Origin of the sequence: Micromonospora sp. U56, from assembly GCF_018070095.1 — a bacterium.
GTDB lineage: Bacteria > Actinomycetota > Actinomycetes > Mycobacteriales > Micromonosporaceae > Micromonospora > Micromonospora purpureochromogenes.
In genome coordinates, this window is record NZ_JAGPYL010000042.1 from 16107 (window position 1) to 38618 (window position 22512).

Here is a 22512-nt window from a genome sequence, read left to right on the forward strand (position 1 = left end):
CGGTCAGCCCAGCGCCTGCTCCAGATCGGCGAGCAGGTCGTCGACCGTCTCGATGCCGACAGACAGTCGCACGAGATCGCCGGGAACTTCAAGCGGCGAGCCGGCAGCACTTGCGTGTGTCATCCGGCCCGGGTGCTCGATCAGGGACTCGACGCCGCCGAGCGACTCGGCGAGCACGAAGAGCTTGGCCCGGTTGCAGATCTCCACGGCGTGCTCCTCGCCACCGGTGGCGCGGAAGGAGATCATGCCGCCGAACCGGCGCATCTGCTTCGCGGCCACCTCGTGACCGGCGTGCGAGGGCAGACCCGGGTAGATCACCTCAGCGACCTTGGCGTGGCCGTCCAGGTACGCGGCGATCCGCTCGGCGTTGTCGCAGTGCCGGTCCATCCGTACCCCGAGGGTCTTGATGCCGCGCAGGGTCAGCCAGGCGTCGAAGGGCCCGTTGATCGCGCCCATCGCGTTCTGGTGGTAGCGCAGCTCGTCGCCGAGGCCGGCGTCGGCGGCGATCAGTGCGCCACCCACCACGTCGGAGTGTCCGCCGATGTACTTGGTGGTCGAGTGGACCACCACGTCCGCGCCGTGCGCGATCGGCTGCTGCAGGTACGGCGAGGCGAAGGTGTTGTCGACCGCCAGCAGTGCCCCGGCGTCGTGCGCGACGGCGGCCAGGGCGGCGATGTCGGCGATGCCGAGCAGCGGGTTGGTCGGCGTCTCCACCCAGACGATCTTCGTGGTGGCGCGCATGGCGGCCCGCACGGCGTCGGTGTCGGAGACCTTGGCCGGGGTGTAGTCCAGTCCCCAGCGCTCGGCGACCCGGGCGAAGAGCCGGTAGGTGCCGCCGTACGCGTCGTCCGGGATCACCACGTGGTCGCCCGGCTTGCAGACGGTGCGGAGCAGGGTGTCCTCGGCGGCCAGGCCGCTGGCGAAGGCGAGCGCCACCGGGCCGCCCTCCAGGGCGGCGAGGCACTCCTGGAGCGCGTCCCGGGTGGGGTTGCCGGAGCGGCTGTACTCGTAGCCGTGCCGAGGCGCGCCGACGGCGTCCTGGGCGTAGGTGCTGGTCTGGTAGATCGGTGGGATCACCGCGCCGGTGCGGGCCTCGGGGTCCTGGCCGGCGTGGATGGCGAGCGTCTCGAAGCCGTGACTCATTCCCGAGACGTTAGTCCGCCGGTCCGCCCGGGCGGGCGGAACCCGGCCGCGGGTCGCGGCGGCGGCCTGTCGGACGGGTGGGACATACTTGCTCGGTGACCTCGCCCGCGATGCTGCCTTCGCGCCTGATCGGCGCGGCCGACCGCATCCCGGCCGCTCTCGCACTGCTCGACGGGCCCGAGCACGGCCGGGTCAGCTTGCCGGTATGGCTCGCCTGGTCGGGGCCGGTCGAGTTCGACGTCAGCGACCCCCGGGAACGGCTGACTCTCTACTGCCTTCTGCTCGACTGCGGGCAGCGCGACGACATCGTCCGGTACGTCAACGCCGAGCTGCTGCGCCGCGACTGGCCTCGGATCCGACGGCTGACCGCCCGTCGGCTGGTCGCGCTCTGGGAGCGCCGGCTGCCCGATCTCTCCACCGCCTGATGGACGCTCTGCACCGCCAGCTCGTCGAGGTCGGCCTCAACGCCGGCGACGACCTTGGTCTGGTGCTGGCCGGCGGCTACGCCATGTGCGCGCACGAGCTGGTGAGCCGACCGTCGCAGGACATTGATTTCGCCACGGCCACCGCGCTGCCGCTTCAGCGGGTGGTCGACCGGCTCGCGGCGGCCTACACGAACGCCGGGTTCTCCGCACGTGTCATCGAGGCCACCCCACGAATGGCCCGACTCGTCATCTCGACCGGCACGGCGGTGTGCGAGGTGGATCTGCTCAAGGAGGCGCTCGCACCGCCGGCCCGGTTGAGCATCGGTCCCGTTCTCGCCTTCGACGACGCCGTCGGACTCAAGATGCGGGCGCTGCATGACCGGGCGGCGCATCGCGACTTCATCGACATCCATGCGGCGAACGCCCGACTGAGCTGGAAGGACCTGGAGGCTTTCGGCGCACGACACACGGCGGGATTCTCGCTGGAGGAGCTGGCCGACCGGCTCGGCGCCATCGACGAACGCGATCCACGCGCCTTCCTGTCCTACGGGCTGAGCCAAGCGGACATCGATGAGCTGCGGACCTGGGCCGGACGGTGGGAGGCCGACATCCGACGGCGGCTGGCGAACAGGGAGACCGGGCCACAGGGCCCGCCGGACGACGAGTGGGACAGCTACCTCGACGAGCTGTGATCACCGTGCGAGCGGGCACCGGCCGCCCGGTACTAGCCTGGCCCGGTGAGCGGGTGCGTGTTCTGCGGGATCGTGGCGGGCGAGGTGCCGGCGTTCCGGGTGGCCGACGAGCCGGACGGCGTCGCCTTCCTGGACACCCGGCCGGTGTTCAAGGGCCACGTGCTGGTGGTGCCCCGCACCCACCTGATCACCCTCACCGACCTGCCGGCGACGGCGCTGCCCGGCTACTTCGGCCTGGTCCAGCGGCTCGCGGTGGCGGTGGAGGCCGGCCTGGGGGCCGGTGGGACGTTCGTGGCGATGAACAACAAGGTGTCCCAATCCGTCCCGCACCTGCACACCCACGTGGTGCCCCGGACAAAGGGCGACGGCCTGCGCGGCTTCTTCTGGCCGCGCACCCGCTACGCCGACGACGCCGAGGCGCAGGGGTACGCCGACCAGGTCACCGCCGCCCTGTCGCCCGCCGCCGCCTGATTCCGCCAACCCCGGGTAAGGAACCGGGGTCCGGCGGTGTTGCAGGCGGCAGAAGTACGAAAGGAGACCCACCGTGTTCCTTCGCCGTATGAAGGCCGAACTGCCCACCCCCGACCAGGCCCTGCCGGGTCGCCCGATCGCGATGCCGATCGGTGACCGGCACGAGGTGCTGCCGTCGACCCTGAGGGGTCCGTTCCCGGAGGGTGCCCAGGTCGCCGTCTTCGGCATGGGCTGTTTCTGGGGTTCCGAGCGGCTGTTCTGGACCCTGCCCGGGGTGATCACCACCTCCGCCGGCTACGCGGGCGGCATCACGCCGAACCCGTCGTACGAGGAGGTCTGCTCGGGGATGACCGGGCACGCCGAGGTGGTCCAGGTGGTCTACGATCCCGCGAAGATCAGCTACGAGGACCTGCTCAAGGTCTTCTGGGAGAACCACGACCCGACCCAGGGCATGCGCCAGGGCAACGACGTGGGCAGCCAGTACCGCTCCGCGATCTACACGACGACCGACGAGCAGCGGGCGACCGCGGAGGCGTCGCGGGACGCGTTCGCGCCGATCGTGGCCCGGGCCGGCAAGGGTGAGATCACCACGGAGATCAGGCCGCTGGGTAACTACTACTTCGCCGAGGACAACCACCAGCAGTACCTCGCCCCGACGAAGAACCCGAACGGGTACTGCAACCACGGCCCCAACGGGCTGAGCTGCCCGGTCGGCGTGGCGCGTACGACCGGCTGACCGACCGGAATGTCCGATACCGGGCCTGCGGTGTTCCTCACACCGCAGGCCCGGCACATTTCCGGCATAGGTCGCCGGCAGCACAGGAACCGCCGGCCCGGGGCGGTGGCTACCGACGGTAGCGGCGCATGATAGCGAAGCGTCACCCGACTGTCATCGTCTCAACAGGCGAACTGCAACAACCTCTGGCAGCATGGGCTCGCATGTGCGGACTTGCGGGAGAGTTTCGCCGTGACGGTTCACGGGCCGACGTGTCGGCCGTGGAGCGCATGGCGGCCACGATGAGTGACCGAGGCCCGGACGACAGTGGGGTCTGGTCCCAGGGACCGACAGCGCTCGGACATCGACGCCTGAAGATCATCGACCTCTCCGCGGCCAGCGGCCAACCGATCGTGGACGCCGCCGCCGGCCTGACCGGCGTCTTCAACGGCTGCGTCTACAACTACCGCGAGCTGCGCGAGGAGTTGCAGGCCAAGGGGCACCGCTTCTTCTCCTCCGGCGACAGCGAGGTCGTCGTCAAGGCGTACGCCGAGTGGGGGCTCGACTTCGTCGACCACCTGATCGGCATGTTCGCCGTGGCGATCACCGAGCGGGACACCGGCCGGCTGGTGCTGGCCCGCGACCGGCTCGGCATCAAGCCGCTCTACCTGGCCGAGACGCCGGGCGTGGTGCGCTTCGCCAGCACCCTGCCGGCGCTGCTGGCCGGCGGCGGCGTGGACACCGCCATCGACCCGGTGGCGCTCGCCCACTACCTGAGCTTCCACAGCATCGTGCCGCCGCCGCGGACCATCCTGCGCGGCGTCACCAAGCTGCCCCCGGCCACCGTCCGGGTCTACGAGCCCGACGGCCGCACCCACGAGCGGGTCTACTGGGACCCGTCCTTCACCCGGACCGCCGAGCGGGCCGCCTGGTCCGAGCAGGACTGGCAGGACGCCCTGCTGGAGTCGCTGACCACCGCCGTGCGCCGCCGGATGGTCGCCGACGTGCCGGTCGGCGTGCTGCTCTCCGGCGGGCTGGACTCCAGCCTGGTGGTCGCGCTGCTGGCCGGCGAGGGGCAGTCCGGGCTGTCCACCTTCTCCATCGGTTTCGACTCGGTCGGCGGCCGGGAGGGCGACGAGTTCGTCTACTCCGATCTGATCGCGAAGACCTTCGACACCGACCACCACCAGCTCAAGGTGGCCGCCGGCGACCTGGTGCCGCCGCTGGAGGCGGCCGTCGCGGCGATGAGCGAGCCGATGGTCAGCCACGACTGCGTCGCCTTCTATCTGCTCAGCCAGGAGGTGTCGCGGCACGTCAAGGTGGTCCAGTCCGGGCAGGGCGCCGACGAGATCCTGGGCGGCTACCACTGGTACCCGCCGCTGGCCGGCATCGACCGGGAGCAGGCGCTGCAGACGTACGCCAAGGCGTTCTTCGACCGGGACGCGGCCGGCCTGGCGCGGGTGCTCAACCCGGACCGGCTGGCCGACGGCGACCCGGCGCGGGAGTTCGTGGCGGCGCACCTGGCCCGGCCCGGCGCGCAGACCGCGGTCGACGCCGGCCTGCGGATCGACACCCAGATCATGCTCACCGACGACCCGGTGAAGCGGGTCGACAACATGACCATGGCGCACGGGCTGGAGGCCCGGGTGCCGTTCCTGGACCACGAGTTCGTGGAGCTGGCCGCGAGCTGCCCGCCCGAGCTGAAGCTGGCCCAGGGCGGCAAGGGCGTGCTCAAGGAGATCGGCCGCCGGGTCCTGCCGCACGAGGTGATCGACCGACCCAAGGGCTACTTCCCGGTGCCGGGCCTCACCCACCTGGAGGGCAAGCTGCTCGACCGCGTACGCGACGCGCTCTCCGCGCCGGCCGCCCGCCGCCGCGACCTGTTCCGCGCCGACTACGTCGACGCGCTGCTCGCCGACCCGAACGCCGAACTGACCCCGTTGAACGGAAACAAGCTGTGGCAGCTGGGACTCCTGGAAATGTGGCTCCAGAGCCACGGGATCGACTGACCATGACCGACACGGTGACGACCACCGACCGGGAACGGGTGCCGGGCCGACACCGGGAGCGGATCGGCCCCGGTGGCGACCCGATCGCGCCCGGCACGCCGGCGCCCCGCCCGCGCAGCACCGACGGGGCCGGCGTGGTGCTGGACTGCGGCTGGGGGCGGCTGGTCTTCGGCCAGACCTTCACCGACCAGGCGGCGGTGGCGGACGTGCTGCGCTCCGAGGCGGCCGGCGCCCGGGACATCTGCATCTACCTGCGCGACCCGCACGTGCTGGTGTCCCGGCTCCCGGACGAGCTGTTCATCGACCCGTCGCTGACCTACCGGCTGCCGCTGGGCGAGCGGCGTCCGGCCGCCACCGACGGCGACGGCGAGGTCCCCGGCCTGGTGATCCGGCCGCTGCGCGACGCCGACGACGCGGACGCGGTCAACCGGATCTACGCCCGCAACGGCATGGTCACCGCGCCGGTCGACGTGCTGGTCGACAACGCCGGCAACGACCGCTTCCTGCACCTGGTCGCCGAGGCCGCGACCGGCGACATCGTCGGCACCATCACCGGCGTGGACCACGTGACGGTCTTCGCGGACCCGGAGAACGGCGCCAGCCTCTGGTGCCTGACCGTCGACTTCAACACCGCGCCGCCCGGCACCGGACAGGCGCTGCTGACCGGGCTGGCCGACCGGCTCGACGAACGGGGGCGGGCCTTCGTCGACCTGTCCGTGCTCGCCGAGAACTCCGGCGCGATCCGGCTCTACGAGCGGCTCGGCTTCCACCGCACCGCCACGCTCTGCGTGAAGCGGAAGAACCCGATCAACGAGCGGCTCTTCCTGCCCGCCACCCCGGCCGGATACGACGACCTCAACCCGTACGCGAAGATCGTCGCCGACGAGGCGATGCGGCGCGGCATCCGGGTGGAGGTCACCGACTCGCGCTGGGGGGAACTGCGGCTGACCAACGGCGGCCGGACCATCCACACCCGCGAGTCGCTGTCCGAACTGACCTCGGCGGTGGCGATGAGCCGCTGCGACGACAAGCGGGTCACCCGCCGGATCCTCACCGAGGCGGGGCTGTCGGTGCCGCGCGGCCGGACCGCCACCGGCGGGCCGGACGACCTCGCCTTCCTCGCCGACGTCGGGCCGGTGGTGGTGAAGCCGGCGCGGGGCGAGCAGGGCAACGGCATCACCGTCGGCGTGCGCACCGCCGAGGCGCTGACCGCGGCGGTCGAGCTGGCCCGGCGGTTCTGCCCGGACGTGCTGATCGAGAAGCTGCGCGACGGCGAGGACCTGCGGGTGATCGTGATCGACCACGAGGTGGTGGCCGCCGCCGTCCGCCGGCCGGCGCAGGTGACCGGCGACGGGGTGCACGACATCGCCGCGCTGATCGACCGGCAGAGCCGCCGCCGGGCCGCCGCCACCGGGGGCGAGTCCCGCATCCCGGTCGACGAGATGACCCGCGAGGTGGTCGCGGAGGCCGGGTACCGGATGGACGACGTGCTGCCCGAGGGTGAGGTGCTGGCCGTCCGCCGGACGGCCAACCTGCACACCGGCGGCACCATCCACGACGTGACCGCCGAGCTGCACCCGGCGATCGCCGAGGCCTGCGTGGCGGCGAGCCGGGCGCTGGACATCCCGGTGACCGGGCTGGACCTGCTGGTGCCGGCGCCGGACCGGCCGGAGCACGTTTTCATCGAGGCCAACGAGCGGCCCGGGCTGGCCAACCACGAGCCGCAGCCGACCGCCGAGCGCTTCGTCGACCTGCTCTTCCCCGGCACCCGCGCCCCGCAGCGGCTCTGGAGCCCGGCCGGACCGGGAGCCGCCGCGTGAGCCCGAAGCCACTGGTGATCGACCTGGACTACCTGCGCCAGGTGCTGCTGGAGCTGTTGGAGATCCCGAGCCCGTCGGGGCGTACCGACCACGTGCAGCAGTACGTCGGCGAGCGGCTCTCCGCGCTGGGCATCTCCTCCACGCTGACCCGGCGCGGCGCGCTGAGCGCCTGCCTGCCCGGCCCCCGCCAGACCGGTGCCGACCGGGCGATCGTGGTGCACACCGACACCATCGGCGGCATGGTGAAGCGGCTCAAGGAGAACGGCCGGCTGGAGCTGAAGACCATCGGCACGCACAGCGCCCGGTTCGCCGAGGGCGCGCACGTCCGGGTCTTCACCGACGACCTGGAGCGGGTGATCACCGGTCAGGTGCTGCCGCTGAAGGCCAGCGGGCACCGCTACAACGACGACGTCGACGTGCAGGGCGTCGGCTGGGAGCACGTCGAGGTACGGCTCGACGAGCCGGTCGACGACGTCGCCGGCCTGCGCGCGCTCGGCATCGACGCGGGCGACTTCGTGGCGTTCCTGCCCAACCCGACGATCACCCCGAGCGGGTACGTCAAGTCGCGGCACCTGGACGACAAGGCCGGCGTGGCCGCCGTGCTCACCGCGTTCAAGGCGATGGTCGACGCCGGGATCACCCCGGCGGTCACCGCGCACCTGCTGGTCACCGTCACCGAGGAGATCGGCCACGGCGCCAGCCACGGCCTCGACCCGGACGTCGCCGAGATCGTCTCGGTGGACGCGGCGGTGGTCGCCCCCGGCCAGCAGTCCCGGGAGGACGCGGCCACCCTGGCGATGGGCGACGGGGTGGGCCCGTTCGACTACCACCTGACCCGCAACCTCGCCTCGATCGCCCGCGAGCACGGCGTCGACCTGGTCCGGGACGTCTTCGACTACTACCGCTCGGACGTGGCGGCGGCGGTCGAGGCCGGCGCGCACGCCCGGGTGGCCCTGCTCGGCTTCGGCGTGGACGCCACCCACGGCCACGAGCGCACCCACCTGGACGGGCTGCGCCACCTCACCCAACTGCTCTGCCTCTACCTGCAGAGCGACCTGGTCTTCCCGGAGTGGGACGCCGAGCCCGAGGGCGACCTGGCCGACTTCCCGTCGCTGGCGGTGCAGCCGGCCAGCGAGGAGGGCCCCCGGGAGGGCCCGATCGGCATCGCCGACGCCTCCTGATCCCGCCGGCGACCGTTGCCCGTCGGCGGGCGGGGCGGGCCCGACGCATTTCCGTCCGGGCTGTGATCGAAATCCGTTGCCGGTGCCCCGCGGGACTGGATAGCGTGGCCGTACACGGGAAAGGAGGTGGTCCAGACTTGTATAGCAATCGGACTCGTGAGGTGGCTGTCCGCTAGCCGCTGTCCTCGACAGTGACACCCGTCCGCCGCGAGGCGGGCATCTGCACCATCGTCGAGACCGTGTGGCAGCGGTGCGGCGAAACCACGACAGCCACCCGACCCCCGGGGTGCCGGCCCAGTCCAGCCGGCCCGCGCGCGAGCGCGGAAGCCCCGGGGGTCGCTTCATGTCCGGCCCGGCCGGACCGGTCAGCTCAGCGGGGAGGCCGCCTTGTCCATGCGCGAGCTGGTGGTGCTCGGGACGGCCAGCCAGGCCCCCACCCGGCAGCGCAACCACAACGGGTACGTGCTGCGCTGGGACGACGAGGTGATCCTCTTCGACCCGGGTGAGGGCACCCAGCGGCAGCTGCTGCACACCGGGGTAACCGCCACCGACCTGACCCGGATCTGCGTCACCCACTTCCACGGCGACCACTGCCTCGGCCTGCCCGGTATCATCCAGCGGCTCTCCCTGGACCGGGTGCCGCACCCGGTGGCGGTGCACTTCCCGGCCGGCGGCGCCGAGTACTTCGCCCGGCTGCGGCACGCCACCTCCTTCCACGAGACCGCCGAGCTGGTCGTCGAGCCGATCGAGGCGGACGGGCAGCGGATCACCCTGCGCGGGGGCACGCTGGAGGCCCGCCGGCTGCGGCACTCCATCGAGACGTACGGCTACCGGCTGGTGGAGCCGGACGGCTGCCGGATGCTGCCGGAGCGGCTGTCCGCGTACGGGATCGCCGGACCGGCGGTCGGGGAGCTGCTCCGCGTCGGCCACCTCGACCTGGCCGGGCGGCGCGTCACCCGGGACGAGGTGAGCGTGACCCGACCGGGCCAGCGGTTCGCCTTCGTGATGGACACCGCGCTCTGCGACGCGGTGTACGCCCTCGCCGAAGACGCCGACCTGCTGGTGATCGAGTCGACCTTCCTGGAGTCGGAGACCGCCCTGGCCGCCGAGGCCGGCCACCTGACCGCGGCTCAGGCCGCGCGGGTGGCGACCGAGTCGGGGGTACGCAAGCTCGTGCTCACCCACTTCTCCCAGCGGTACAGCGACCTGCGCCGCTTCGCCGACGAGGCCCGCCGGCACTTCGCCGGGGACCTGGTCATCGCCGAGGACCTGAGCACCGTGCCGGTCCCGCCCCGCCGGGTAGCCTCGGCCGGATGACCCTCACGCTGCGCCCCGCCACCGTCGACGACCTGATGGCGGTCGGAGCCCTGCACCGGCGGTCGCGGGCGGCCGCCTACTCCTCATTCCTGCCGGCGGAGGCGCTGGCCGACCCGTCGGCCGAGGCGATGGGCCGGTACTGGGTCGAGCGGTTCGGCTGGGAGCGTGACGACCACCGGATGACCCTGGCCGAGCGGGACGGCCGGCTGGTCGGCTTCAGCTACCTGGGCCCGGACGACGAGGGCGACCCGGCCACCGGCCTGCTCAACGCCATCCACCTCGACCCCGACGAGCGGGGCCGGGGCACCGGCCGCGAGCTGATGGTCGACGCGCTGGACGCCATGCGGTCGCGCGGCTGGTCCCGGGCGGTGCTCTGGGTGCTGGCGCAGAACCTCGACGCGCGTCGTTTCTACGAGCGCGGCGGCTGGACGCCGGAGGGCACCCGGCGCGACGAGCACTTCGGCCCGATCGTCGTCCCGCAGGTCCGCTACGCCCGACCGCTCTGACCCGCCCCGTTCGCTCTGAGCTGATCGGGGCATGCCCGTCGATGCGAGGGCGTTGCCGGGTTCATGGACACCGATCACACCGAGCGGGCGGAGGACGCCGCGCTCGACGCGTACTCCCGGGTGGTCACCGGCGTGGCGGCCCGGGTGCTGCCCAGCGTGGCCGCCCTGTCGGTGCGGACCGCGCGCGGGGCCGGCGCCGGCTCCGCGATCACCGTGGGCACCGACGGCCTGCTGCTGACCAGCGCCCACGTGGTGCAGGGTGCCCGGGACGGCTCGGCCGCCTTCGGCGACGGCACCGAGGCGCGGTTCCGGGTGGTCGGGGCGGATCCCCTCTCCGACCTGGCGGTGCTGCGGGTGGACGAGGCGACCGTGCCGCCGGTGGAGCTGGGCGACGCGGACACCCTGCGGATCGGCCAGCTGGTGGTCGCGGTCGGCAACCCGATGGGGCTGGCCGGCTCGGTCACCGCCGGGGTGGTGTCCGGGCTGGGCCGGTCGCTGCCGGCCCGGGACGGCCGGGTCACCCGACTCATCGAGGACGTCATCCAGACCGACGCCGCGCTCAACCCCGGCAACTCCGGCGGCGCGCTGGCCGACTCGGCCGGCCGGGTGATCGGGGTGAACACCGCCGTCGCCGGCTACGGCCTCGGGCTGGCCGTGCCGATCAACGCCACCACCCGGCAGATCGTCGACGACCTCATCGCCGACGGCCGGGTGCGCCGGGCCTGGCTGGGGGTGGCCGGCGTCCCGGTGCCGCTGCCGCCGGTGATCGCCGAGCGCACCGGCCAGCGCCGTGGCCTGCGGGTGGTCGAGGTGGTGCCGGGCAGCCCGGCCGGACAGGCCGGGATCTACCTCGGTGACGTGATCCTCTCCGCCGGCGGCCGGCCGGTCCGGGACGGCCAGGGCCTGCAACGGCTCATGCTCGGCCCGGCGATCGGCACCCGGCTGCCGGTGACCGTGCTGCGCCGGGGCGCCCTCGTCGACGTGGTCGCGGTGCCGACCGAGCTGGGCCGCTGAGCCGTCCCGTCCCGGTCGGAGTCCGCCGAGAAGACGATCACGCCGAGGTGGCCGACGCCCGGTACCACGACGCGGGGCCTCCCCCCGACAGGAGGAGGCCCCGCGGTACGTCGTCGGGTCAGCGCGCGCCGAGGTGGGCGAGCAGGTCCTGCCGGGTGAGCACGCCCTTGGGCTTGCCGTCGACCAGCACCAGCGCCGCGTCGGACTTCTCCAGCAGGCCGACCGCCTCGCTCACCGGCTGCCCACCGCCGATCATCGGCAGCGGCTCGGCCATGTGCCGCTCGATGGTGTCGTGCAGGTGCGCCTGCCCGGTGAAGAGCGCGTCGAGCAGGTCCTTCTCGGCGATCGAGCCGGCCACCTCGCCGGTCACCACCGGCGGCTCGGCCTTGAGCACCGGCAGTTGCGAGACGCCGTACTCGCGCATGTAGTCGATCGCGTCGCGGACCGTCTCGGTGGGGTGCACGTGCACCAGCTCGGGCAGGCCGCCCGGCTTGCTGGCGAGCGCGTCGGCGACAGTCGGCTCGGTGCCCGAGTTGTCCAGGAAGCCGTACCGGGCCATCCAGTTGTCGTTGAAGATCTTCGACAGGTAGCCCTTGCCGCTGTCCGGCAGCAGCACGACGATGACGTCGTCCGGGCCGGCCTTGCGGGCCACCTCCAGGGCGGCCACCACGGCCATCCCGCAGGAGCCGCCGACCAGCATCCCCTCCTCGCGGGCCAGCCGCCGGGTCATCTCGAACGAGGCCTTGTCCGACACCTCGATGATCTCGTCGGCGATGCCCCGGTCGTACGTCTCCGGCCAGAAGTCCTCACCGACGCCCTCGACCAGGTACGGCCGGCCGGTGCCGCCGGAGTAGACCGAACCCTCCGGGTCCGCCCCGATGACCTTGACCCGGCCCTCGGAGGCCTCCTTCAGGTAGCGCCCGATGCCGGAGATGGTGCCGCCGGTGCCGACGCCGGCCACGAAGTGGGTGAGCCCGCCCTCGGTCTGCTTCCACAGCTCCGGGCCGGTCGTCTCGTAGTGCGAGCGCGGGTTGGCCGGGTTGCTGTACTGGTTGGGCTTCCAGGCGCCGGGGATCTCCCGGGCCAGCCGGTCGGAGACGTTGTAGTAGGAGCGCGGGTCCTCCGGCGCGACGGCGGTCGGGCAGACCACCACCTCGGCGCCGTACGCGCGCAGCACGTCCTGCTTGTCCTGGCTGACCTTGTCCGGGCAGACGAAGACGCACTTGTAGCCCTTGAGCTGCGCCACCAGGGCCAGCCCGACGCCGGTGTTGCCGCTGGTCGGCTCGACGATGGTGCCGCCCGGCTTGAGGATCCCCGCGGCCTCGGCGTCCTCCACCATCCGCAGCGCGATCCGGTCCTTCACCGAACCGCCCGGGTTGAGGTACTCCACCTTCGCCAGCACGGTGGCCTGGATGCCCTCGGTGACGTTGCGCAGCCGTACCAGCGGGGTGTTGCCGATCAACTCGACGACGTTGTCGTAGTACTGCACCTCGTTGTGCCCTTCGTTGCGGCGCCGGCGCCGGCGGCCGGGCAGACGTTTCGTTCGTCGCCCAGGGTACGTGCCGTCAGGGGATCATCTGCCCGGGGATGACGGAGCTGCGACCCGCCTCCCACTCCAGGAAACGCTCGGTCTCCGCCAGCACGCTGCCGGCCAGCCAGGTGACCATGACCGCGTCGTCCACCAGGCCGAAGATGGTCAGGAACAGCTCCGGCACCACGTCCACCGGCGAGAGCACGTACGCCGTCGCCGCCGTCATCATGGCCAGCCGGAGGCCGCCGTCGTACTCGCCCCGGGCGGTCGCCCTGATCATCCGGGGCAGCGCCGCCAGCCGGGCGCCCAGCGAGGGCCCGCCCCGGGCGCCCGCCGCCAGTGCCCGGAACAGCGCGGTGAACGCCGCGCTCCGCTTCAACATTTTGCTCATCTCGTCCGACCCCTTTCCGCCTGACCAGCGTGACGCGGGTGCGCAAGCCCGCCGCGACCTGCTCCGCCGGCGCCCGTCGCCCGTCGCCGTCACCGGACAGGTACCCAGAAGCGGCGCTTCCCAGGCACGAACCGGCCAGCCCGAGGAGAGCGGCGTGTCGGGCCGGCGCGATAACGTGGCGGTATGGGGGTGGCTGGTTCCGTCGTACCGGGTCCGCGCTGGCACCGCGCCCGCCAGATCGCCCGGATGGCGGCGATCGGCACGGGCGCCACCGCGGCGGCGTTCGTCGCGACCGGCGGCGTGCTGCTCGGTCAGGCCCGCCAGGCCCGGCGCACCATCCCGATGGCCGAGGCGCCCCCACCCCGCTGCGACGGCGTCTACGGCGCGAAGTGCCCCGGCCCGCCGCTGACCATGGTGGTGCTCGGCGACTCGTCGGCGGCCAGCTACGGCGTGCACCGGCGCCGGGAGACCCTGGGGGCGCTGCTCGCCACCGGGCTGTCCCGACGGCTGCACCGGCCGGTCCGGGTGCACCGCTTCGCCGTGGTGGGATCGCTCTCCGCCGGGCTCAGGCCGCAGGTCGAGTCGGCGCTGGAGTGCGACCCGGACGTCGCGGTGATCCTGATCGGCGGCAACGACGTCACCAACCGCACCCCGCTCGGGCTGGCGGTGCGCTATCTGGTCGAGGCGGTCCGCGCGCTGCGGGCCGCCGGCTGCGAGGTGGTCGTCGGCACCTGCCCCGACCTCGGCGCGATCCAGCCGATCCAGCCGCCGCTGCGCTGGCTGGCCCGGCGGTGGAGCCGGCAGCTGGCCGCCGCCCAGACGGTGGCGGTGGTCGAGGCGGGCGGCTGGACGGTCTCCCTCGGCGACATGCTCGGTCCCCGGTTCGTCGCCGAACCCACCCGGATGTTCGCCTGGGACCGGTTCCACCCGTCCGCGGAGGGGTACGCGGTGGCCGCCGCCGCGCTGCTGCCCACCGTCATCTCGGCGCTGGGCGCCGGCGCGGAACGCAGGCCGGTGCCGGTCCGGGCCGAGGGGGTACGGTCGCTGCCGGAGGCCGCCCAGGAGGCGGCCCGGCACGCCGGGACGGAGGTCAGCGGCGCCCAGGTCCGGGGTCGCGACCGCGGGCCGGCCGGCCGCTGGGCCCACCTGCGCCGGCGGGCCTTCTTCGGCGTCGGCGCGGTGCCGCAACCCGGTCCCGCCACCGACTCACCCACACTGGAGGGATCGGCATGAGCGAGCGAACCACCGGGCCCCGCGCGGCGAAGCCCCGTGCCGACCGCCGCCAGGAGCGCGCCTGCCGGCGCGACGTCCCGCACGGGGAGGTGTCGTCATGACCGAACGCGGCATCGGTGCGGAGCTGGCGCTCCGGCTCGGCAAGGCGGCGGCCTTCTCCCTGGTCGCGGGCACCATCGGCGGCGCGGCGGTGCTCGCCGGGCAGGCCGTCGCCGCCCGCAACCGCAGCTACGCCCAGCCGGAGCTGGGCCTGGCGCTGCGCGCCACGGTCGGCCGGGCCGGCGCCCCGCCGCTGCGGCTGGTGCTGCTGGGCGACTCCTCGGCGCTCGGCGTGGGGGTCGAACACTTCGACGAGACCGTGGGCGGGCAACTGGCCCACCTGCTGGCCGAGGGGCCGACCGGGCGGCAGGTGCACCTGTCCAGCGTGGGGGTCTCCGGCTCCCGCTCCACCGACCTGGCCACCCAGGTGGCCCGGGCGCTGCTCGGCGAGCGCCCCGACGTGGCGGTGATCCTGATCGGCGCCAACGACGCCACCGCGATGCGCCGGCCGGGCGAGGCCGCGGCGTACCTCGGCGCGGCGGTGCGCCGGCTGCGCGACGCGCGGGTGGAGGTCGTGGTCGGCACCTGTCCGGACCTGGGCGCGGTCCGCGCCGTCGCGCAGCCGCTGCGGCAGGTACTCGGCTGGTCGGGGCGGCGGACCGCCCGGGCGCAGACGACGGCCGTGCTCGACGCCGGCGGCAGCGTGGTCGACCTGGGCACCGAGACCGGGCCGGTGTTCCGCGCCGACGCCGGGACCTTCTGCCCCGACGGCTTCCACCCCTCCGCCGACGGTTACCGGGTCTGGGCGCACGCCCTGCTGCCGGCGGTGGCCGCCGCGGCCACCAGCGCCTCCCGCCACTGAGCAGGCGGCGGGCGGGCGGGCGCCCGCCGCAGGGTGACATTTCCCGTCGCCCCGGCAGCTTCCGCGCCAAGTTACCGGCGAGTTAACGTTGGCTCATGCCGATTGAGTCGTCCCGCGACGCCGTCATCGTCGCCACCGCCCGCTCCCCCATCGGTCGCGCCTTCAAGGGCTCGCTGCGCGAGGTCCGCCCCGACGACCTCGCCGCGACCATCGTCCAGGCCGCGCTGGACAAGATCCCCGGGCTCGACCCGGCCGAGGTCGAGGACCTCTACCTCGGGTGCGGCCTGCCCGGCGGCGAGCAGGGCTTCAACATGGCCCGGGTGGTCGCCACGCTGATGGGCCTGGACGGCCTGCCCGGCGCCACCCTCACCCGCTACTGCGCCTCTTCGCTGCAGACCACCCGGATGGCGATGCACGCCATCCGCGCCGGTGAGGGCGACGTCTTCATCTCCGCCGGCGTCGAGACGGTCTCCCGGTACGCCCGGGGCAACTCCGACACCCTCCCGCCGGAGGCGCAGGCGCTGGTCGGCGGCGGCTGGGAGAACCCCCGCTTCGCCGAGGCGCAGGAGCGCTCCAAGGCCCGCGCGGCCGGTGGCGCCGAGGTGTGGGCCGACCCGCGCGAGGCCGGCCGGCTCCCCGACATCTACCTGACGATGGGGCAGACCGCCGAGAACCTCGCTCAGGTGTACGACGTCACCCGCGAGGACATGGACGCCTTCGGCGTCCGCAGCCAGAACCTCGCCGAGAAGGCGATCGCCGACGGCTTCTGGGCCCGCGAGATCACCCCGGTCACCACGCCGGACGGCACCGTGGTCAGCACCGACGACGGCCCGCGCGCCGGGGTCACCCTGGAGGCCGTCGCCGGTCTCAAGCCGGTCTTCCGCCCCGACGGCCGGATCACCGCCGGCAACTGCTGCCCGCTCAACGACGGCGCCGCCGCGGTCGTGGTGATGAGCGCCCAGCGCGCGAAGGACCTCGGGCTCACCCCGCTGGCCCGGATCGTCTCCACCGGCGTGACCGCCCTGTCACCGGAGATCATGGGCCTCGGCCCGGTCGAGGCCTCCCGGCAGGCCCTCAAGCGGGCCGGCATGACCGTCGACGACGTCGACCTGGTCGAGATCAACGAGGCGTTCGCCGCGCAGGTGATCCCCTCCTACCGGCAGCTCGGCATCCCGGAGGAGAAGGTCAACGTGATGGGCGGCGCGATCGCCGTCGGCCACCCGTTCGGCATGACCGGCGCCCGGATCACCGGCACGCTGCTCAACTCCCTCGAGTGGCACGACAAGACCATCGGCCTGGAGACCATGTGCGTCGGTGGCGGCCAGGGCATGGCGATGGTGCTGGAGCGGCTCAGCTGATCCCCGGTTCGCCGGTCGTCCGCGCGGGTATCGGATCCGCATGGCGACGGTGGTGGAGCGGGAACGCAAGTACTCCGCCGACGAGGGCTTCCGGCTGCCGGACCTGACGGGGTGCGGTGGCGTCGCGACGATGTCGGACGCCACCGCCTTCGACCTGGACGCGGTCTACGTGGACACCCCGGACCTGCGGCTGGCGCGCAGCGGCTTCGCGTTGCGCCGGCGGACCGGCGGTCACGACGCCGGCTGGCACCTGAAGGTCGGCGCAGCCGGGGGCGCCCGGACCGAGTACCAGTTCCCGGCCGGCGCGGAAGACCTCGACCCGCCGGCGGAGCTGGTCGGGCTGTTCCGGGCCGCCTCCCGCGGGCAGGCGGTCGAACCGGCGGCCCGAATCACCACCCACCGAGTGGAACGACGGCTGCTGGACGCAGCGGGCCGGGTGGTGGCGGAGGTCGCCGAGGACACCGTCGACGGGCGGGACCTGGTCACCGGCGAGCGGCAGGCGTGGCGGGAGATCGAGGTCGAGCTGGTCGACGGCGACGACCGGCTGCTCGACGCGGTGCAGTCGCGGCTGCGCGAGGCGGGCGCCCGCCCGGTTCCCGTCTCCAAGTCCCACCGGGCCCTCGCCGGCCGGCTCGCCGCCGCCACCGACGCAGCCCCGACGGACCCGGTCGCCCGCTACGCCCTCACCCAGCGCGACGCGCTGATCGCGGACCATCCCGGGGCCCGGCACGGTGACGAGGACGCGGTGCACGACATGCGGGTCGCCGTCCGGCGACTGCGGGCCACACTGCGCACCTTCCGCGGCCGCTGGGACCGTCCGCGCAGCGAGGCCCTGCGCGCCGAGCTCCGCTGGCTGGGCGGCCAGCTCGGGCCGGTCCGCGACGCGCAGGTGATGGCCGCCCGGCTCACCGACGCCGTCCGGGCCGAGCCCGCCGACCTGGTCCTCGGCCCGGTCGCGACGCGCATCTCGGAGCGGTTCGCCGCCGACCTCGCCACCGCCCTCGACGAGCTGGTCCGGACGCTGGACTCCGACCGCTACACCGAACTGCTGGCCGGACTGGACCGGCTGCTGGAGGCACCGCCCGCCCGTGCCGTCGACGCGCGGTGGGTCGCCCGCCGGGTCCGCCGGGCGGTCACCCGCGCCGACGACCGGCTGGACCGGGCCCTCGACGGGCAACGGAACCAGGAGGCGGACGTCGCGCTGCACGAGGCACGCAAGGCGTACAAGGCCGCCCGGTACGCCGTCGAGGTGCGCGAGCCGGACGCGGGGCAGCGCGCCGCCGCCCTGGTGGAACGGCTCAAGGACCTCCAGGACCTGCTCGGCACGCACCACGACTCGGTGGTCACCCGGGAGGTGCTGCGACGCCAGGCGCTGCGCGCGTACGCCGACGGGGAGAACACCTTCACCTACGGGCTGCTGCACGCCCGGCAGGCCACGGCGGCCGATCGGGACCTGCGGGCGATCCCCGCCGCCCGGGACCGGGCCCGCCGGCGGAAGGCACGCCGCTGGCTGAGGAAGTGAGGCGTCAGAGCGCCGAGCGGGTCGCCGCCACCTCGGCGGCGGCCCGGGCCAGCATCGCGTCCGGCGCCCCGGCCTCGACCAGGTCGGCCGCCACCACCCGGAGCTGGTCGACCAGCGCCAGGTCGTTGTCCAACCGGGGTACGCCCCGACGCGGCTCTCCCTCGGCGTCCGCGCCGAGGTTGGCCAGCTCCTGCACCAGCCGGTGCACCAGGTCGGCACGGGACACATTGCCCCCCGCGGCGATCGCCGCCCACCGCGGCTGCTGCCAGTGCCCCACCTGACGGACCAGCAGCTCCACCGCCCGGTCCAACTCCGCTGCGCTCATCGCCGCCGAGTCTACGGCCGGCCCCGCCCCGCGCCCGCTCAACGGCGCAGGTAGCTCAGCAGCCGCAGGATCTGCCAGTAGAGGAAGATCAGCCCGACCAGCAGCCCGAACGCGCAGAGCCAGGCGTACCGGCGGGGCAGGCCGGTGCGGACCGACCGCTCCACCTGGTCGAAGTCGAGGATGAAGCTGAGCGCCCCGGCGATGATCGCCACCGCCGAGAAGGCGTACGGCAGCCAGCCGACCTGGCCGGAGATGCTGTAGATCTCCACGCCCTGCCGGCCGGTGAACAGCCGGAAGACCAGGTTGACCAGGCTGACGGCGAGCAGCCCGATCAGCGTGCCGATCACCAGGCGGGCCAGCCGGGGTGTGGCCCGGACCAGCCGGGCCCGGTAGAGCACCGCCATCCCGAGGAACACCCCGAAGGTGCCCACCACCGCCTGCGCGACGATGCCCGGGTAGACCAGCTCGAACGCCCGGCTGGCCACCCCGAGCAGCACCCCCTGGAGCAGGGCGTACCCGATGATCGGGACCGGGTGGGTGATGCCGCGCAGCGAGATGACCAGGAGCAGCGCGATGCCGGCCAGGGCGGTGCCGGCCAGCGCCGCCGGGACCCACACCGCCTGCGGCACGACCACCCAGGCCACCGCCGCGGTGGCGCCGGTGAGCAGCAGCAGCCCGACGGTACGGACCACCACGTCGTCGACGGTCACCGCCTCCGCGCCGCCCGCACCGGGCAGCCGGTGCTCCCGGCTGCTGTCGTCCAGCCGGTCCAGGACCGGGTTGGCGCTGCGCACCCGCCACCTCCTCGCCGGGCAGTACCCCTGGTGTCACTCTCCCCCGGGCGGCCCGCCGGCGGCGGGGAAACGGCCGGGCCGAGGTGCGGCCGCGACGGGGCCCACAGACGACGGCGCCCGCCGCCGCGGGTCGCGGTGGCGGGCGCCGAGGAGCTCCGACGGTCAGTCGTCGCCCTGGAAGTAGCTGATCAGGCGGAGCAGCTCCAGGTAGAGCCAGACCAGGCTGACCACGATGCCGAACGCGGCCGTCCAGGAGTAGCGCTGGGGCAGCCCCATCCGGACGCCGTCCTCGACCTCCTTGAAGCTGAGCACGAAGCTCAGCGACGCGACCACGATGCAGACCAGGCTGAAGCCGATGGCCAGCGGGCTGCCGTCGCGCAGGCCGGTGTTGACGTCGAAGAAGACCGCCAGCACGAAGTTGATCAGCATGACGGCGAAGAGGCCGGCCATCACGGCGATCATGCCCTTGACGAACTTCGGGGTCGCCCGGATGACCTTCGCCTTGTAGAGCATGGCCATCACGAAGAAGACACCGAAGGTGGCCACCACGGCCTGGAGCACGATGCCCTCGAAGGCGGTCTCGTACGCCTTGCTGACCAGACCGACGAAGGCACCCTCGACGACGGCGTACGCGACGACCAGCGCCGGGTTCGCCATCCGGGAGAAGGAGATGATCAGGCCGAGCACCAGGCCGACCATCGCGGCGCCAAGCCACGCCGGGCCGAGGAGCGCGTCCGGGACCAGCACCCAGGCGGCCGCGGCGGAGACGCCGAGGATGCCCAGGAGCGCGACGGTCTTGACGACCACGTCGTCGATGGACATGGTGCCGGCGGCGGGGGCCACCGGGTAACCGGGCTGGCCCGGGTACTGCTGGGGAATACCGGGCTGGCCGTGGCCGTACTGCCCGGGCGGGGCGTACCCGGCGGAACGCTCCCGCTCGGCCGCCTGGCCGAGCCGGGCCAGCACCGGGTTCGAGGTCTTCACTTCTCAGGCCTCCCTCAGGGGGTCGTCGCACGCACGACGTGCCCTACAAGAGTAAACGCATCCAGCGACCTGCGCGCCCGCGCGCGGGCTGAGGGAAAGCTGAGGGTGCCCGGGGCGGGGGTCGAACCCGCACGCCTTTCGGCAGCCGCTTTTAAGGCGGCCGTGTCTGCCGTTCCACCACCCGGGCGGGCGGCACCGGCACGCCGACACGCGCGGTGCAGTGTCACCGTAACCGTTCACCGGCGACCCGGCGTACCCCGTCACCGGTGCCGCACTAGGGTCGAGCCCGTGACCAGCGCAGCCCGTACGGCGTCCGACGCCGACCCCGACCTGGCTGTCGGCCTCGCCGAGCCGGCCACGCCCGGCTCCCGCGCCACCCGCTGGCGGGCGTCCGTCGCCCGGCACCGCACCGGCCTGCTCGTCGGCCTCGCGTTCGCGCTGCTCGCCGGCTGGCTCACCCAGGGCCTCTGGCCGCACCCGACCGGCCGGGTGCTGGCGCTCAACCCGGAGGACCAGACCCTCTACGAGTGGTTCCTGGCGGTCGACTCACGGGCCGTGCTCGGCGACTTCGGCCTGCTCACCGACCGGCTCAACAGCCCGGACGGGGTGAACCTGATGACCAACACCACGGTCATCGCGCTCGGCGTGCTCCTCGCCCCGGTCACCCTGCTCTTCGGCGCGCCGGTCACCTTCGCTCTGCTGGCCGGGGTGAACCTCGCCAGCACCGCCGTCGCCTGGTACCTGCTCTACACCCGTACGCTGCGCGCCCACCGGCTCGCCGCGGCGCTCGGCGCCGGGCTGTGCGGCTTCGGCCCGGGCATGGTGTCCCAGTCCAACAGCCACCTGCACATGACCGCCCAGTGGCTGGTGCCGGTGATCGTCTGGCTGGTCGTGCGGATGCTCCGCGCGGCCGACCCCGGCCCGGCGTCGCTGGCCGGGCCGGACCGCCGGCGGCTGGTCACCTCGGCGCTGGGCCTGGCCGCCGCGGTCACCGCGCAGGTCTTCATCGGCGAGGAGGTGCTCTTCCTCACCGCGGTCACCCTGCTGGTGATGGCGGTGGCGTACGCGATGACCGACCGCGAGCTGCTGCGCCGGGCGCTGCCCGGCTTCGCCGGCGGCCTGATGCTCGCCGCCGGGCTGTCCCTGCTCGTCCTCGGCTACCCGCTGTGGTTCCAGTTCGCCGGGCCGCAGGGCGTGGCCGACGGCATGTTCAGCCCGCACTACTTCTCGGCCGACCTGCGCAGCTGGTGGACCATCTCCCCGCTGTCGGTGGTCGGCAGCGACTCGTCGGCCCGGCTGACCACCGGCCCGGCCGAGTACAACACCTTCCTCGGCCTGCCGTTGCTGCTGGTCGCCGCCGGCTGCGCGCTCTGGCTGGGGCGCCGGCCGGTGGTGGTCGCGTGCGTCGCCGGCGCGTTGGCGATGGGCGCGCTGTCGCTCGGCCCCGAGGTGGTGCACGACGGCACCCGCCCCGCGGTGCCCGGGCCGTACGCGCTGCTCGCCGGCCTGCCGGTGATCGACGGCGCGCTGCCGATGCGGTTCGGGCTGACCCTGCTGCCGCTGGCCGCGACGCTGCTGGTGCTCGCGGTGGACCGCGCGCTGCGGCGGCCCGGCCGGGGCCGGCGGCTGGTCCCCGCCGCGGTGGGGGCGGCCCTGCTCACCGTCTTCCCCGCTCCCCTGCCGACGACCGACCGCCCGGCGCTGCCCCAGTTCATCACCGGCGGCCACTGGCGCGAGTGCGTACGCCCCGGCGGGGTGCTGGTGCCGGTGCCGGCCGCCACCCCCAAGGAGCCCTGGCCAATGCGCTGGGCGGCGGCGGCCGACGGGGCGTTCGGCATCCCGGAGGGCTTCTTCATCGGCCCGTACGGCCGGGACGGGACCGCCGCGATGGGCACCTACAAGCAGCCCACCTCGGCGCTGCTGGCCGACGTGGCCCGGCGGGGCGACGAGCCGGTGATCGGCGACGAGCAGCGCCGGCAGGCCCGGGCGGACGCCGACTTCTGGGACGCCTCCTGCGTGGCGGTCACCGACGACGCCCCGCACGCGGAGAGCCTGCGCCGCACCCTGGTGCAGCTCTACGGCCCGGGCACCCGGATCGCCGACGCCTGGACCTGGCGGGTCTGACCCGGCCCTCGGTTCACGACGAAGGCCCCCTCCCGTGCCGGGAGGGGGCCTTCGTC

The 22512-nt window shown here is 73.8% G+C and carries 21 protein-coding genes and 1 tRNA gene; 15 read left to right on the forward strand and 7 right to left on the reverse strand.

Annotated features, from left to right (window positions below; translation table 11 throughout):
* Window positions 1-3: 3 nt before the first annotated feature.
* Window positions 4-1143 carry a cystathionine gamma-synthase gene (locus tag KBX37_RS16075; RefSeq protein ID WP_210776759.1) on the reverse strand — a complete coding sequence of 380 codons (1140 nt, stop codon included), beginning with the start codon at window positions 1141-1143 and terminating at the stop codon, window positions 4-6.
* 95 nt (window positions 1144-1238) lie between these two features.
* Between KBX37_RS16075 and KBX37_RS16080 the strand changes: the two genes are divergently transcribed.
* From KBX37_RS16080 to KBX37_RS16125, 10 genes are all read left to right on the forward strand, one after another.
* A complete protein-coding gene (locus KBX37_RS16080; protein WP_210776760.1) occupies window positions 1239-1568 on the forward strand; it encodes a hypothetical protein in 330 nt (109 codons plus the stop codon).
* A complete protein-coding gene (locus KBX37_RS16085; RefSeq protein ID WP_210776761.1) occupies window positions 1568-2260 on the forward strand; it encodes a nucleotidyl transferase AbiEii/AbiGii toxin family protein in 693 nt (230 codons plus the stop codon). The genes KBX37_RS16080 and KBX37_RS16085 overlap by 1 nt, the downstream gene beginning before the upstream one ends.
* A gap of 45 nt (window positions 2261-2305) precedes the next feature.
* On the forward strand, window positions 2306-2731 hold the full coding sequence (locus KBX37_RS16090; protein WP_210776762.1) for an HIT family protein: 426 nt from the start codon (window positions 2306-2308) through the stop codon (window positions 2729-2731).
* A 73-nt stretch (window positions 2732-2804) separates the two neighbouring features.
* A complete protein-coding gene (gene msrA, locus KBX37_RS16095; protein ID WP_210776763.1) occupies window positions 2805-3467 on the forward strand; it encodes a peptide-methionine (S)-S-oxide reductase MsrA in 663 nt (220 codons plus the stop codon).
* A 203-nt stretch (window positions 3468-3670) separates the two neighbouring features.
* Window positions 3671-5455 carry an N-acetylglutaminylglutamine amidotransferase gene (locus KBX37_RS16100; protein WP_210776764.1) on the forward strand — a complete coding sequence of 595 codons (1785 nt, stop codon included), beginning with the start codon at window positions 3671-3673 and terminating at the stop codon, window positions 5453-5455.
* A 2-nt stretch (window positions 5456-5457) separates the two neighbouring features.
* On the forward strand, window positions 5458-7275 hold the full coding sequence (gene ngg / locus KBX37_RS16105) for an N-acetylglutaminylglutamine synthetase (RefSeq protein ID WP_210776765.1): 1818 nt from the start codon (window positions 5458-5460) through the stop codon (window positions 7273-7275).
* Window positions 7272-8456, forward strand: a complete 1185-nt coding sequence (locus tag KBX37_RS16110) for an osmoprotectant NAGGN system M42 family peptidase (protein ID WP_210776766.1) — start codon at window positions 7272-7274, stop codon at window positions 8454-8456. The genes ngg and KBX37_RS16110 overlap by 4 nt, the downstream gene beginning before the upstream one ends.
* 387 nt (window positions 8457-8843) lie before the next feature.
* Window positions 8844-9773 carry a ribonuclease Z gene (locus KBX37_RS16115; RefSeq protein ID WP_210776767.1) on the forward strand — a complete coding sequence of 310 codons (930 nt, stop codon included), beginning with the start codon at window positions 8844-8846 and terminating at the stop codon, window positions 9771-9773.
* Complete coding sequence (locus KBX37_RS16120; protein ID WP_210776768.1) at window positions 9770-10279, forward strand: GNAT family N-acetyltransferase; 510 nt, start codon at window positions 9770-9772, stop codon at window positions 10277-10279. Before KBX37_RS16115 ends, KBX37_RS16120 begins: the two co-directional genes overlap by 4 nt.
* A gap of 63 nt (window positions 10280-10342) precedes the next feature.
* Window positions 10343-11293 carry a S1C family serine protease gene (locus KBX37_RS16125; protein WP_210776769.1) on the forward strand — a complete coding sequence of 317 codons (951 nt, stop codon included), beginning with the start codon at window positions 10343-10345 and terminating at the stop codon, window positions 11291-11293.
* 118 nt (window positions 11294-11411) lie between these two features.
* Here the strand turns inward: KBX37_RS16125 and KBX37_RS16130 are convergent, their stop codons facing one another.
* Window positions 11412-12782: a cystathionine beta-synthase gene (locus tag KBX37_RS16130; protein ID WP_210776770.1), complete on the reverse strand. Its 1371-nt coding sequence runs from the start codon at window positions 12780-12782 to the stop codon at window positions 11412-11414.
* A gap of 76 nt (window positions 12783-12858) precedes the next feature.
* Window positions 12859-13215, reverse strand: coding sequence for a YkvA family protein (locus KBX37_RS16135; protein ID WP_210776771.1), 357 nt, complete (start codon window positions 13213-13215; stop codon window positions 12859-12861).
* Between the two features lie 183 nt (window positions 13216-13398).
* On the opposite strand from KBX37_RS16135, the gene KBX37_RS16140 reads away from it, so the two are divergent.
* From KBX37_RS16140 to KBX37_RS16155, 4 genes are all read left to right on the forward strand, one after another.
* Window positions 13399-14448, forward strand: a complete 1050-nt coding sequence (locus KBX37_RS16140; RefSeq protein WP_210776772.1) for an SGNH/GDSL hydrolase family protein — start codon at window positions 13399-13401, stop codon at window positions 14446-14448.
* A gap of 97 nt (window positions 14449-14545) precedes the next feature.
* Window positions 14546-15349: an SGNH/GDSL hydrolase family protein gene (locus KBX37_RS16145; RefSeq protein ID WP_210776773.1), complete on the forward strand. Its 804-nt coding sequence runs from the start codon at window positions 14546-14548 to the stop codon at window positions 15347-15349.
* Window positions 15350-15444: 95 nt separating this feature from the next.
* A complete protein-coding gene (locus tag KBX37_RS16150; RefSeq protein ID WP_210776774.1) occupies window positions 15445-16707 on the forward strand; it encodes an acetyl-CoA C-acetyltransferase in 1263 nt (420 codons plus the stop codon).
* Between the two features lie 40 nt (window positions 16708-16747).
* Complete coding sequence (locus tag KBX37_RS16155) at window positions 16748-18229, forward strand: CYTH and CHAD domain-containing protein (protein ID WP_210776775.1); 1482 nt, start codon at window positions 16748-16750, stop codon at window positions 18227-18229.
* Window positions 18230-18233: 4 nt separating this feature from the next.
* Here the strand turns inward: KBX37_RS16155 and KBX37_RS16160 are convergent, their stop codons facing one another.
* The 4 genes from KBX37_RS16160 to KBX37_RS16175 all read right to left on the reverse strand — a co-directional run bounded on the left by KBX37_RS16160 (window position 18234) and on the right by KBX37_RS16175 (window position 20519).
* Complete coding sequence (locus tag KBX37_RS16160; RefSeq protein ID WP_210776776.1) at window positions 18234-18554, reverse strand: hypothetical protein; 321 nt, start codon at window positions 18552-18554, stop codon at window positions 18234-18236.
* 38 nt (window positions 18555-18592) lie between these two features.
* A complete protein-coding gene (locus KBX37_RS16165) occupies window positions 18593-19348 on the reverse strand; it encodes a Bax inhibitor-1/YccA family protein (RefSeq protein ID WP_210776777.1) in 756 nt (251 codons plus the stop codon).
* Window positions 19349-19510: 162 nt separating this feature from the next.
* Entirely contained in the window at window positions 19511-20332 is an 822-nt protein-coding gene (locus KBX37_RS16170; RefSeq protein ID WP_210776778.1) for a Bax inhibitor-1/YccA family protein, read from the reverse strand.
* A 106-nt stretch (window positions 20333-20438) separates the two neighbouring features.
* A tRNA-Leu gene (locus KBX37_RS16175) sits at window positions 20439-20519 on the reverse strand.
* 101 nt (window positions 20520-20620) lie between these two features.
* Between KBX37_RS16175 and KBX37_RS16180 the strand changes: the two genes are divergently transcribed.
* Window positions 20621-22456 carry a hypothetical protein gene (locus KBX37_RS16180; protein ID WP_210776779.1) on the forward strand — a complete coding sequence of 612 codons (1836 nt, stop codon included), beginning with the start codon at window positions 20621-20623 and terminating at the stop codon, window positions 22454-22456.
* Window positions 22457-22512 lie beyond the last annotated feature (56 nt).

Excerpts from the sequence above, each read along its gene's own strand:
- KBX37_RS16155 (WP_210776775.1), top strand. The coding sequence starts at position 16,748 with ATGGCGACGGTGGTGGAGCGGGAACGCAAGTACTCCGCCGACGAGGGC.
- KBX37_RS16120 (WP_210776768.1), top strand. The coding sequence starts at position 9,770 with ATGACCCTCACGCTGCGCCCCGCCACCGTCGACGACCTGATGGCGGTC.
- KBX37_RS16145 (WP_210776773.1), top strand. The coding sequence starts at position 14,546 with ATGACCGAACGCGGCATCGGTGCGGAGCTGGCGCTCCGGCTCGGCAAG.
- KBX37_RS16150 (WP_210776774.1), top strand. The coding sequence starts at position 15,445 with ATGCCGATTGAGTCGTCCCGCGACGCCGTCATCGTCGCCACCGCCCGC.
- KBX37_RS16075 (WP_210776759.1), bottom strand. The coding sequence starts at position 1,143 with ATGAGTCACGGCTTCGAGACGCTCGCCATCCACGCCGGCCAGGACCCC.
- KBX37_RS16085 (WP_210776761.1), top strand. The coding sequence starts at position 1,568 with ATGGACGCTCTGCACCGCCAGCTCGTCGAGGTCGGCCTCAACGCCGGC.
- KBX37_RS16135 (WP_210776771.1), bottom strand. The coding sequence starts at position 13,215 with ATGAGCAAAATGTTGAAGCGGAGCGCGGCGTTCACCGCGCTGTTCCGG.
- KBX37_RS16100 (WP_210776764.1), top strand. The coding sequence starts at position 3,671 with ATGTGCGGACTTGCGGGAGAGTTTCGCCGTGACGGTTCACGGGCCGAC.
- ngg (WP_210776765.1), top strand. The coding sequence starts at position 5,458 with ATGACCGACACGGTGACGACCACCGACCGGGAACGGGTGCCGGGCCGA.
- KBX37_RS16160 (WP_210776776.1), bottom strand. The coding sequence starts at position 18,554 with ATGAGCGCAGCGGAGTTGGACCGGGCGGTGGAGCTGCTGGTCCGTCAG.
- KBX37_RS16140 (WP_210776772.1), top strand. The coding sequence starts at position 13,399 with ATGGGGGTGGCTGGTTCCGTCGTACCGGGTCCGCGCTGGCACCGCGCC.
- KBX37_RS16125 (WP_210776769.1), top strand. The coding sequence starts at position 10,343 with ATGGACACCGATCACACCGAGCGGGCGGAGGACGCCGCGCTCGACGCG.